This window comes from Amycolatopsis sp. NPDC043885 (assembly GCF_056435685.1).
This window is the reverse complement of record NZ_JBWKEA010000007.1, coordinates 37255-48954: the sequence shown is the minus strand read 5'-3', so window position 1 is coordinate 48954 and position 11700 is coordinate 37255. Positions and strand designations below refer to the sequence as shown.

Here is an 11700-nt window from a genome sequence, read left to right as displayed (position 1 = left end):
CAGGGTGTGGGGACCTAGTTCTTGTTGGTGCCAGGGGTCAGCACCTTGTCGATGACGAAGACGGTGGCGTTCTTGGTGGGGATGTTGCCGCACAGCACCTTCGCGCCGTTGACGGTCATGTTCTCGCCGGAGCCCTCGATCTTGACCGGGCCGCCCGCGGTGTTCAGGCTCTCCACGGACTTGGCGGACTCCAGGCCCTTGGCGTCGTAACGCTTGCCGACGACGTGGTACTGCAGGATCGGGGCCAGTTCGTCCGGCTTGCCGGCCAGCTCGTTGAACTTGGCGTCACCCAGGGCCTGGAAGGCGGGGTCCGCCGGGGCGAACACGGTGATGGCCTGCTGGCTGTTGAGCGTGTCGACCAGGTTGGTGGCCTTCACCGCGGCGACCAGCTTGGTCAGCAGCGGGTTGGTCGAGGCGGCGCTGGCGACCGGCTGCGGGCCCATCGAGTCCAGCGAACCGGGCGCACTGCCCTGCGGCAGCTGCGAACAGGCCGGGCCGAACACGTCGGCGTTGGTGGTGACGCCGTCACCGGAAGCGGCGCTGGACATCGGGGCCGACATCGACGAGGACGGGGCGGGCGCGGGGGCGCTGCTGGAGCTGCCGGACGAAGCGCTGTCGTTGCTGCTGCAGGCGGACAGTGCCAGCGCGGCGACCGCGGTGAAACCGATTCCTGCGACGCGAAGCTTGCTCACGGAAAATCACTCCATTTGTTTTTCGGACTCTTGCCGGGTATTCGGACCTACCGCGAAATCGGATTGCCACTCTTTCGAGTGACGCCGATCACCGTGCGGTGAAACTGATGACATGCCAGCCCGTCGCGCCGTCCGGAACGGTTCCCGCACGGGCGTCGGTCTGGGTGTAGCCGGATTTGTCGACGGCCCGGACGGTGACCTGATGACTCCCCGCCGGGACCTCGAATTCACTCCACCACATCCGCCAGGTGTCGATGTTCACCTCGCGGGAAAGCGTTGCGGGCTGCCAGTTTCCGCTCGCGCCGAGCCGGACTTCGACCCGCTCGACACCGGTGTGCTGCGCCCACGCCACGCCCGAGATCCGGACCTTGCCCGCGGGTACCGTTTCGAATCCTTTCGGGCTGTCGATCCTGGACTGCGTTTTGATCGGGGCCTGTTCACCCCAGCCACGGTCGAGCCAGTACGCGCGGCGCGCTTTCCAGGTGGTGATCTCCAGGTCTTGGACCCATTTCGTCGCCGAAACATAGCCGTAGAGACCGGGGATCACCATTCGCGCGGGAAAACCATGTTCGACCGGGAGCGGTTCGCCGTTCATCCCGATCGCCAGCATCGCGCCCCGCTCCGGGTCGAGCGCGGCCACGACCGGGCTGCCCGCCGTCCAGCCGTCGACACTGGTGGAGAAGATCTGCTCGGCACCGGGCAGGACTTCGGCCTCCCGCAGCAGATCCCCGAGGTCGACGCCGATGAAGTTCGCCGTGGACACGTAGGTCCCGCCGACCTCGTTGGACACGCAGGTCATGGTGATGGTGCGCTCGATCAGCGGCCGGTTGCGGATGTCGTCGTAGCCGAACCGTTTTTCGTTGCGCACCATGCCGTGCAGCCGGAGGCTCCAGTCCTCGGCGCGGACCTGCGGCACCGACAGCGCGGTGTCGACGCGGTAGAAGTCACGGTTCGAGGTGAGGAACGTCGGCGTGCCCAGTTTGGCGAAATCCGCATCGGCCGGGATCGGCGGTGCCGGCTTGACGGGAACGAGCCGTCCGATAGCCGTCCGCGAAGACTCCGCGTCTCGAGTACCGGCGAGGAGCTGCCCTCCGGCGCCCGCCGCACCCGCGGCGACGACGGCACCGGCTCCGGCCAGCAGCACCGACCTGCGGGACGGGGCGGCGCCGGAAGGCTCCTCCTCGGCCCGCGACCTGGCCGAGGCCAGGCGATGCAACCAGAGGAAGACGCCGACCCCTGCGATCAGGCTGGCCAGCGGCGCGAGCAGAGCGACCAGGGAGAGGTCGGGACGCTGCGACACGGCGAGTCCGCCCAGCAGACCGAAGGCGGCGATCAGCACGACCCCCGGAACAGGTGACCGGCGCGAGACGATTCCCGCCACGGCGGCGGCGAGCACCATCACGACGGCCATCCCGCCGAGCAGGACGAGCTTGTCGTAGACGCCGAACGTCCGGACCGCGAAGTCCTTCAGCTCCACCGGCGTCAGATCGATCGCCCCGTTGCCGACCGCGAGGTACGGCGAGGCGTTGGCGCTGATGAACCCGGCCACCAGGTGACCGGCCGCCAGTGCCGCGGCGAGGGCCACGACACCGATCAGCGCAGCCCCGAGAAGAGGGAGGCGTGGTTCCCGGTCGGCCCGCGAAGTCTTCATGCCAGGTATTCGGCACGGACGGGTCCGCGGACAGGTCGTGAGTGGCGATTCGGGTTAGAGCCAACGGTGTCTTGCGTACCTACCGGAGGTGACTGCCGGTCGATCGCGGGTCCGTGAAGGCCTCCTTCCCTACGCTCAAGGTAGGGAAGGAGGCCTTCACGGACACCAGAACGCCGGCAACGGCACGTTAAGGCTGGTCCAGGTCCCCTCGTGAGTGGTAACGACGGTTAGAACCCGAATCGCCACTCACGACCCACGCGGCCACCCACCCGAGTTGCCCTGCTCACCCCGGCTTGCATGGTCATACACTCCTATGCATATACTTCCATCATGTCCAAGGTACTCACCTCTCTGCCTGTCGGCGAACGCGTCGGGATCGCCTTCTCCGGCGGCCTCGACACCTCGGTAGCGGTCGCGTGGATGCGCGAGAAGGGTGCAGTGCCGTGCACCTACACCGCTGACATCGGCCAGTACGACGAACCCGACATCGCGTCGGTCCCGGGCCGGGCGAAGGCCTACGGCGCCGAGATCGCGCGCGCCGTCGACTGCAAGGCCGCGCTGGTCGAGGAAGGGCTCGCGGCGCTGGCCTGCGGCGCCTTCCACATCCGCAACGGCGGCCGCACCTACTTCAACACGACACCGCTCGGCCGCGCGGTCACCGGCACGCTGCTGGTGCGCGCGATGCTCGAGGACGACGTCCAGATCTGGGGCGACGGGTCCACCTTCAAGGGCAACGACATCGAGCGGTTCTACCGCTACGGGCTGCTCGCGAACCCGTCCCTGCGGATCTACAAGCCGTGGCTGGACGCCGCGTTCGTCAGCGAGCTCGGCGGCCGCAAGGAGATGTCCGAGTGGCTGCAGGCCCACGGCCTGCCGTACCGGGACAGCACCGAGAAGGCCTACTCCACCGACGCGAACATCTGGGGCGCGACGCACGAGGCCAAGTCGCTGGAACACCTCGACACCGGCATCGAGATCGTGAACCCGATCATGGGCGTCCGGTTCTGGGACCCCGAGGTCGAGATCGCGCCGGAGGACGTCACGATCGGCTTCGAACAGGGCCGCCCGGTGACGATCAACGGCAAGGAGTTCGCCACCGCGGTCGACCTGGTCCTGGAGGCCAACGCCATCGGCGGGCGGCACGGGCTCGGCATGTCCGACCAGATCGAGAACCGGATCATCGAGGCCAAGAGCCGCGGTATCTACGAGGCGCCGGGCATGGCGCTACTGCACGCGGCGTACGAGCGGCTCGTCAACGCGATCCACAACGAGGACACCCTCGCCAGCTACCACAACGAAGGCCGTCGTCTCGGCAGGCTCATGTACGAAGGCCGCTGGCTGGACCCGCAGGCGATGATGCTGCGCGAATCGCTGCAGCGGTGGGTCGGCGCGGCCGTCACCGGCGAGGTCACCCTCCGGCTGCGGCGCGGTGAGGACTACTCGATCCTCGACACCACCGGCCCGTTCTTCAGCTACCACCCGGACAAGCTGTCCATGGAGCGCACCGAGGACTCGGCGTTCGGCCCGGTGGACCGGATCGGCCAGCTCACCATGCGGAACCTCGACATCGCGGACTCGCGCGCCAAGCTCGAGCAGTACGCCGGGCTCGGCATGGTCGGCGGCGGGCACCCGACGCTGATCGGCGCCGCGCAGGCCGCGTCGACCGGCCTGATCGGGGCCATGGACGCGGGCGGCGCGCAGGCGATCGCCTCGCGCGGCAAGGCTTCGGCCGAGGACGAACTGCTGGACCACGCCGCGATCGAATCCGGTACGGACTGACCCGGACGAACGGGACGCGAAAGCGCCGGGCGCGCGGCATCGAAGCCGTTCGCCCGGCGCTGTTCTTTATCCGGTCAGCCGCCGAACTTCGACCGCCGTTCGGCCAGCTCGCCGACCAGACGGCTGACCTCGACCTCCCCGACCGCCTGGGCCAGCACGGCGACCGACGCGATGCTCTCGATCCGGTACTGGACCGGCACCCCGCCGGAGGCACGTGACCGCGCCTCGGCATCCGCCTTCTTCTCCGCTTCGACGGACGAGAAGACGCTCCCGGCCCCGCCATTGACACAGCTGATCGAGGCCGAGCCGTTCAACGGCAGGCTGGCGGTTTCCCGGCAACTGCCCGCCGAGCGGCCACCGATGGTCACGTTCGCGGTCATCGTGGCGTTGACCTGGCCGCTGACCTTCCCACCGTTGTTCGCCGAGGCGGAGTTGGACACGTTCGCCGTCACCGTGCAGCCCGCCGAACTGCACGCGACGGTGGCCGCGCCGTCCATGTCGAACCGCACGCTGGTGTCGACGGCGCCGGACAGCTTCTGGGCGTTCACCATCAGGGTCTCGTAAACGGCGCTGGTCTCTTGAGGCGACAGAGCGTCCACATCGGACTCGCCGAGGCCGGCGCCGGACGGCATCGACGGCCGTGACTCCGCGCCGGGCATGGACGGTATCCCGCCGGGCATCTTCACGGAGTAGCGGAGAAGACGGTGCGGTGCCTCCTTCGAGACGTACAGGTCACCCGCGGGCGTGCTCGCCTTGAGCGCCGGAACGTCCCGGACGGTCTCGTTCTGGTCCCCGGGGATCTCGTCCGCCTGGTCCAGCGCCGCGCGCAACCGGGCGGCGAGCTTCTCCGGGGATTCGAACTGCTGCAGAGCCGGGCCGAACAGCGCGTCCTCGCCGGTCATCCACCGGTCCTTGAGCTCGTCGGTCCCGCCGGCGTCCGCCATCGCCCCGGGCAGCATGCCGTCCGGCGCCTTGAAGTAGACCTTGCCGCCGACGACCAGGATGTCGATCTTCTTGCCCTGGAAGGACAACGTGCCGGACGTCTCGCCGTACGCGGTGGTCTTGACGTCCGTCTTGATCATCCCACCGACGGTGGACGTGCTGTTCCGGACGGCGGGCGCCGCGGAAAGGCCGGCGAGTGCCTGCTCGAAGGGTTCACGGCCCGCCTTCGACGGCCACAGCAGCCAGGTCGTCAGACCCGCGAGGAGCACCAGCACCAGTCCGGCGATCCCGCCGAACAGCAGCCACCGGGGTTTCCGGGCGGGCGGCGCCGGTACCGGTTGCGGGACCCAGCCCTGCGGCGGCGGCCACTGCGCGCCTCCGGGTGGGAATGATTGCTCCACGTCGCCCTCCATCACTGTTTTCACCGGACGACCTCACGCTATGGAGGGATGATGAAAACTTGATGAAACGCGACCGGGTGCCCCGGCCGCGCCGGGCGGACGCGGCCGGGGAGTCTCGTCAGCCCTTGCGCGCGAACGAGATCCGGTGCAGTCCGCCGGGCTGTTCGTCGGCCAGGTACAGCTCGCCGTTCTGGTCGGTGCCGAACGTCGTGGCGTCGAGCGGGAATTCGCCGATCCGGGCGCTTTCGTAGGTGCCGTCGGTCTTCTTGCGGACGGCCCAGGCCGTCCCCTGGCAGAAGTCGGTGGCGAGATAGGTCCCGCCCGCCAGTGCCGCGTACTTCTTGCCGCGGTAGACGTGCCCGCCGATCACCGCGCAGCCTTCCGCGCCGGAGATGTAGTGGAAGACCGGCTCGGTGTAGGTCACGCCGTCCTCGCAGCGCGTCTCGTCGAACACGACCGGCCCCTCTTTGCAGGACCAGCCGAAGTTCGCGCCGCCCTTGCCCTTGGCGAGGTGGTCGACCTCCTCGAACCGGCCCTGGCCGACGTCGCCGATCCACAGCGAACCGTCGGCGGGGTCGAAGGAGAACCGCCACGGATTGCGGAGCCCGTACGACCAGATCTCCGGACGCGCGCCCGCGACGCCGACGAACGGATTACCTGCCGGGACGCAGTACTTCAGCGGACGGCACGCGCGGTTCACGTCGATACGCAGGATCTTGCCCAGCAACGTGTCCAGGCGCTGCCCACTGGCCAGCGGATCGCCGCCTCCGCCGCCGTCACCGATCCCCCAGTACAGATACCCGTCCGGACCGAACGCCAGCTGGCCGCCGTTGTGGTTGGGGAACTCGGAATGCGGCTGGGTGATCAGCTCGGTGAGCTCGCCGGTGTCCAGCCGGACGCGGGACAGCGTCACCGCGCTGTCGGACTTGCGGGTGTACGCGACGTAAGCCCGCCTGTCCTTGGCGATCGCCAGGCCGAGCAGCCCGCGCTCGACGTCCGCGCCGTTCACCTTGTCGCTGATGTCCAGAACCGGCTTGGCGGCGAGCCCGGTCCGGGGATGGTAGGCCCGGACGACGCCCCTCTTCTCCACGATGAGGATCCGGCCGCTCCCGTCGTTCAGTGCCGTGATCGCGGTCGGATTGACCAGCCCGGACGCGACCTTGGTCGCCGTGGCGGTCAGCTCGCCGAGCGGAACACCCCGCGTTTCCCGGGGTTCCGCACTACTCGCGGTCGGGAGCAGCGCGCCCGCCAAGGCGAGTCCGGCCACCAGGGACAACCCCCGGCGGAGGTGCCGTCGCGTCATGAGGGACTCCAATCGCCAGTGAATGGTCTGGTCCAATTCAACAGCGACCGGAGGAGCGCCGGTACCTCCATTCGCGAGCTTTCCGTCGGTTTCTTTCCCCCGGAGAATCGTTCTCTACCCGCCCAAGATCGTTTTCCTGACGTTCACCCTTCGTTCGGGGCAATTCGGACATCAGCCATACCCCTGAGTAGCGACTTGTGAGACCTCTGTATGCTCCGCTCTCGCTCGATGGGATTAGTTATCCCCCGATCGGGCGAGCCGTTGCGGTCGGGGCCTGTGGTCGCATGCGGCGCTGGCATTCGTGGTCCGTATCCGGATGGGAGACACATGCACGGCAGGTCAGTTCTGGTTCGCGGCGGGATCGCGGTGGCCACCGCGGCCGTCGCGTTGACGATGGCCGCTCCGGCCGCCCTCGCCGATGACGGCGCGGCGCGGGGCCGGGTCGTCCAAAAAGAGGGCAATGGCGGGTTCGGCGTCAACTTCGAGAACGGCAAGCCCGCCGACACGGTGCTGTTCACGCTGAAGCTGTCGGACGGCAGCAAGCTCAAGATGTACTGCGTGCAGGTCGAGGTCGGCATGCGCACCGATCAGGACATGATCGAACGTCCGTGGAACAAGTACCCGGACACCAACTCGCCGTTCAACAAGAACAGCGCGAAGCTCAACTGGGTGCTGCACCACGGCTACCCGGCGGCGTCGGTCAAGGCGCTCGAGGGCACGCTCGGCAAGAGCGACGTCAAGCTCAACGGCGGCCTCTCCGTCAAGGAGGCCATCACCGCGACGCAGGCCGCGGTCTGGCACTTCAGTGACGGCAAGGACCTGAAGCGCGCCAACCCGATTTCGGGCGGCGCCGCGGAAGACTCCGCCGATGTGCTGGCCCTCTACGACTACCTCGTCGGCAAGGACAACGCCGGCATCGGCCAGCAGCCGAAGCCGACCCTGAACATCGGCCCGGCCAAGGCCGACGGCGCCACCGGTACCCGGATCGGCCCGTTCAGCATCGCCACGAGCGGTGACATCACCGAGCTGACGAGCAAGCTGCCCGAGGGTGTCAAGGTCACCGACGCCGACGGCAAGGAGATCAAGGCCGCCGACGTCAAGGACGGCACCAAGGTCTACGTCGACGTCCCCAAGGACGCCAAGGACGGCTCCGGCTCGTTCTCGCTGAAGGTCAGCGGCCACCTCGACACCGGCCGCCTGTTCGTGGGCGAGAACTACGACAAGGTGCCCGCCCAGTCCCTGATCGTCGCGGAGTCCGAGAAGACCTCGGTCGTCGCGAACGCGACCGCGAGCTGGAAGCAGGGCGGCGCGCCCGTCACCGAAACCCCGGCCCCCACCACCCCCGGTGGCGCCGAATCGGGTGGCGGCGACGAGCTGGCCAACACCGGTGCTTCCGCGACCATGCCGCTGATCATCGGCGGCGCGCTCCTCGGCGCGGGTGTGCTGATGGTGCTGCTGGTGCGCCGTCGCCGTAGCGAGGCGTAAGAAGCGAACGACGAGCGGGGCCGGTCCTTTGTGGACCGGCCCCGCTTTCGCGTTCACCGCTCGTAGTGCGTGCCCGGCGTATGCCCGAAGGCGCGGCGGAAGACGTCGATGAACGCGCTGGTGGACGACCAGCCGCAAGCATGCGCCACCGCGGTCACCGGGGTGTCCTCGGCCAGAAGGACCAAAGCGCGGCAGAGCCGCAGCTGCGTGCGCCATTGCGGAAAGGTCATGCCGAGGTCGGCTTTGAAGAGCCGTGCCAGGGTGCGATCACTCGCCCCCACCCGCGCGCCGAGAGCGGCCAGCGTCCGGTTGTCGGCCGGATCGGCGCTGAGGATCTCGCACAGTGCGCGCAGCCGCGGGTCGGCGGGCGTCGGCAGGTGCAGAGGTTGCTGCGGCGAGACGCGAAGCCGATCGAGCAGTACCGCGCGCAGCCGCCGTCGTTCCGGGGTCTCGTCGTGCGGCGGATCGGTGTAGGCGCGGATGAGTTCGCGCAGGAGCGGTCCGACGGCCAGCACGCTCGGTTCGGTCAGCCGCAACGGGTTCACGGTGGCGGGCAGGCCGACGAGGCGGAGTTCGAGGTCGCCGTGCGCCTGATGGGCGTGCACGGTCCCGGCGAGCACCCAGATGGCCCTCGTGGCGGGCGCGACCCAGGAGCCCCTGTCGGTGGTGATGGCCAGTACGCCGCGAGCGGCGTAGGCGACCTGGTGATCGTCGTGGCGGTGCGCGTCGATCGTCGTGCCGGAGGCCAGGGACCGGACCTGGGTCGGCGCCGCGGGCATGTGGCGGATTTCCGTCATCGATTGTCAATTTATCGGAAGCGCGACAAGGCCGCCCGCGACGAGCATGGCGACGTGCCGAAGAACAAAGCGATCGTCCTGCTGTCGGCCGGACACGCGTGCGTGGACGTGTACCAGGGTTCGGTCGCCGCACTGGTGCCGTTCTTCGCCGCTGAGCGCGCCTACGGCTACGCGGCGGTGTCCGGCATCGTGCTCGCCGCTTCGTTGCTGTCGTCGGTGGCGCAGCCGTTGTTCGGCGCGCTGACCGATCGGTGGGCGATGCCGTGGTTGCTGCCGGCCGCCACGCTCCTCGGCGGGCTCGGCATCGCTCTCGGCGGGCTGGTCGACTCCTACGCGTTGACGCTGACTTTTGTAGCCGTATCGGGAATCGGGGTGGCCGCCTATCACCCCGAGGCCGCGCGGGTCGCGAGGATCGCCGGCGGTGGCGGGCATACGGCCATGGGCTGGTTCTCCCTCGGCGGGAACATCGGCTTCGCCGCCGCCCCCGTACTCGTCGCCGCGGTCATGACACTCGGCGGCCTGCGGATGTCACCGCTGCTCGTCGTACCGGCGCTGGCCGGTTCCGTGCTGTGCCTGCCCGTGCTGCTCGCCCTCGCCAGGACTGCCCGCACCGGCGGCTCGTCGACGGAGGTGACAGGGGTCGACGACTGGAGGTCGTTCACGAAGCTGTCGGTGGCCGTCGTCTTCCGCTCGATCGTGTTCGTCGGACTGAGCACGTTCGTCTCGCTCTACGCGCAGCAACGAGCCGGAGGCGGCACGGGGACGGGCAGCGCCGCCCTGTTCCTGCTCTACCTCGGCGGCGCCGCGGGCACGGTGCTCGGCAGCAGGCTGGCCGGGCGCCGGGACCGCGTCACCGTGGTGAGCCGGTCGTATCCGGCCACCGTCGGCGCGGTCGCGGGTGTCGTGTTCGTACCGGGCCCGGCGTTCTTCCCCTTCGTCCTGCTGGCCGCGGTAGGCCTGTACATCCCGTTCTCCCTGCAGATCACGCTCGCCCAGGACTACCTCCCCACGCGCGTCGGCACCGCCAGTGGCGTCACCCTCGGCCTGACGGTCAGCATCGGCGGTCTGGCGAGCCCCGTCATCGGGACGGTCGCCGACCACACCTCCTTGCGAACGGCCTTGGTCCCGTTGATCGCACTGCCGCTTTTGTGCTGGATCACAACCCGGACCCTGCCCGAGCCGTGCTCCGTCCGAACGGGAGCGGAAGAAAGGTCAACGTCGCGCAATTAATCATGTACGAGTCTGTACATCATCAGTTACCGACTGGTAGGTTCCGGGCATCCGAACGTGATCCACTTCATGATTCAAAGGGGAGTCATGACCCGAAAGCCCGCTCGTCTGCTGGCCGTCGCGATCGCCGTCATCGTCGGTTTCGCCGCCGCGCCCGCCGCCTCCGCCGTCCCCGCCACCGATCCGTTCTACAGCTACGACGGCAGCGATCCGCTGTCGTCGTACAGCCCCGGGACCGTGTTGAAGACCCGGACGCTGAATTACCACGTCGTCGGTATTTCCACGCCGCTCAAGGTGACCCAGTTGCTCTACCGGAGCACCGACGCGCAGGGGAAGCCGTCCGCCAACGTCACTTCGGTGGTGCGCAGCCTCACCGGCGACACCACCAAAGCCGTTTCGTACCAATCGTTCTACGACTCGCTCAACCCCGAACACGGCCCGTCGAGGGCGATCGCCGGTGACGTCTCGCTCGGCGGCCTGATCGCCAACGCGGAGGCACTGTTCATCGCGCCCGCGTTGCTGCTGGGCTACAACGTCGTCATTCCCGACACCGAAGGCCAGAAGGCGAACTTCGCGGCCGGGCCGGAATACGGCACGAACACCCTGGATTCCATCCGTGCCGCGACGAAGGCACCGGAAACGGGAATGAACGACAAGACCCGGTTCGGTCTCATCGGGTATTCGGGCGGCGCCATCGCGACCGGCTGGGCCGCCGCGCTCGCGCCGGATTACGCGCCCGAGGTCAACAAGAACCTCGTCGGTTTCACCGAAGGCGGAGTGCTCGTCAAACCGTCGCACAATCTCAAGTACGTCAACGGCAGCGTCGCGTGGACCGGGGTCATTCCGATGGCGCTGATCGGCGTCTCGCGTTCCTTCGGCATCGATCTCAAACCGTACGCGAATTCTTACGGCCTTCAGGTGCTCAAGGACATGGAGAAGGCGTCGATCGTCGACGCGCTCGGCCGGTATCCAGGGCTGACGTGGGAGAAATTCGTCAAGCCCGAGTACGTCAACCCGAACAAGGTGCTGCCGTACGTCGAGGCCGTGAACAAGATCAACCTCGGTTCCGCGCCGACGCCCACCGTGCCCGGCTACATCGCGCAGGGCAACAACGGTGTCGTGGAAGGCACTTTCGGCAACCCGCCGGGGATCGGGACCGGCGACGGGGTGATGGTCGCCGGTGACGTGCGCTCGCTCGCGCGGCAGTACTGCGACACCGGCAACAAGTCGATCAAGTACGACCAGTACAACACGCTGAGCCACGTCGGGGCGGCCGTCGCCTGGGCGCCGCAGGCCATCGGCTGGCTCAACGACCGGTTCGCGGGCAAGACCGCGCCGTCCAGCTGCGGGAAGATCGCGCCCGGCAACTCCCTTGCCCCGGAGGTGCCGGTCAGCTGATCCCGCGTGTCCGTGAAGGCCT

At 68.3% G+C, this 11700-nt stretch carries 9 protein-coding genes; 4 read left to right on the top strand and 5 right to left on the bottom strand.

Annotation, left to right across the window (positions count from 1 at the left end):
• Window positions 1–14 precede the first annotated feature (14 nt).
• Together AC069I_RS21505 and AC069I_RS21500 are read right to left on the bottom strand one after the other, a co-directional pair.
• Window positions 15–692, bottom strand: a complete 678-nt coding sequence (locus tag AC069I_RS21505; protein ID WP_478227433.1) for a fasciclin domain-containing protein — start codon at window positions 690–692, stop codon at window positions 15–17.
• An 88-nt stretch (window positions 693–780) separates the two neighbouring features.
• Window positions 781–2343, bottom strand: a complete 1563-nt coding sequence (locus AC069I_RS21500) for a molybdopterin-dependent oxidoreductase (protein ID WP_478266260.1) — start codon at window positions 2341–2343, stop codon at window positions 781–783.
• A 330-nt stretch (window positions 2344–2673) separates the two neighbouring features.
• On the opposite strand from AC069I_RS21500, the gene argG reads away from it, so the two are divergent.
• On the top strand, window positions 2674–4122 hold the full coding sequence (gene argG, locus AC069I_RS21495) for an argininosuccinate synthase (RefSeq protein ID WP_378436634.1): 1449 nt from the start codon (window positions 2674–2676) through the stop codon (window positions 4120–4122).
• A 74-nt stretch (window positions 4123–4196) separates the two neighbouring features.
• Here argG and AC069I_RS21490 read toward each other — a convergent pair whose 3' ends face one another.
• Both AC069I_RS21490 and AC069I_RS21485 read right to left on the bottom strand, forming a co-directional pair.
• Entirely contained in the window at window positions 4197–5465 is a 1269-nt protein-coding gene (locus AC069I_RS21490; protein WP_478266259.1) for an SON protein, read from the bottom strand.
• A gap of 118 nt (window positions 5466–5583) precedes the next feature.
• Window positions 5584–6768 (bottom strand): PQQ-dependent sugar dehydrogenase, encoded by a 1185-nt coding sequence (locus AC069I_RS21485; protein WP_478227436.1) that lies wholly within the window; start codon window positions 6766–6768, stop codon window positions 5584–5586.
• A 327-nt stretch (window positions 6769–7095) separates the two neighbouring features.
• Between AC069I_RS21485 and AC069I_RS21480 the strand changes: the two genes are divergently transcribed.
• Entirely contained in the window at window positions 7096–8253 is a 1158-nt protein-coding gene (locus AC069I_RS21480) for a thioester domain-containing protein (RefSeq protein WP_478227437.1), read from the top strand.
• A 53-nt stretch (window positions 8254–8306) separates the two neighbouring features.
• Here the strand turns inward: AC069I_RS21480 and AC069I_RS21475 are convergent, their stop codons facing one another.
• A complete protein-coding gene (locus AC069I_RS21475) occupies window positions 8307–9050 on the bottom strand; it encodes an AraC family transcriptional regulator (protein WP_478266258.1) in 744 nt (247 codons plus the stop codon).
• Between the two features lie 54 nt (window positions 9051–9104).
• Between AC069I_RS21475 and AC069I_RS21470 the strand changes: the two genes are divergently transcribed.
• Window positions 9105–10280, top strand: coding sequence for an MFS transporter (locus tag AC069I_RS21470; protein WP_478227439.1), 1176 nt, complete (start codon window positions 9105–9107; stop codon window positions 10278–10280).
• 87 nt (window positions 10281–10367) lie between these two features.
• A complete protein-coding gene (locus AC069I_RS21465) occupies window positions 10368–11678 on the top strand; it encodes a lipase family protein (protein ID WP_478227440.1) in 1311 nt (436 codons plus the stop codon).
• The last annotated feature ends 22 nt before the right edge of the window (window positions 11679–11700 follow it).

Coding starts and splice junctions, on each gene's coding strand:
- AC069I_RS21480 (WP_478227437.1), top strand. CDS start 7,096: ATGCACGGCAGGTCAGTTCTGGTTCGCGGCGGGATCGCGGTGGCCACC.
- AC069I_RS21500 (WP_478266260.1), bottom strand. CDS start 2,343: ATGAAGACTTCGCGGGCCGACCGGGAACCACGCCTCCCTCTTCTCGGG.
- AC069I_RS21465 (WP_478227440.1), top strand. CDS start 10,368: ATGACCCGAAAGCCCGCTCGTCTGCTGGCCGTCGCGATCGCCGTCATC.
- argG (WP_378436634.1), top strand. CDS start 2,674: ATGTCCAAGGTACTCACCTCTCTGCCTGTCGGCGAACGCGTCGGGATC.
- AC069I_RS21485 (WP_478227436.1), bottom strand. CDS start 6,768: ATGACGCGACGGCACCTCCGCCGGGGGTTGTCCCTGGTGGCCGGACTC.
- AC069I_RS21475 (WP_478266258.1), bottom strand. CDS start 9,050: ATGACGGAAATCCGCCACATGCCCGCGGCGCCGACCCAGGTCCGGTCC.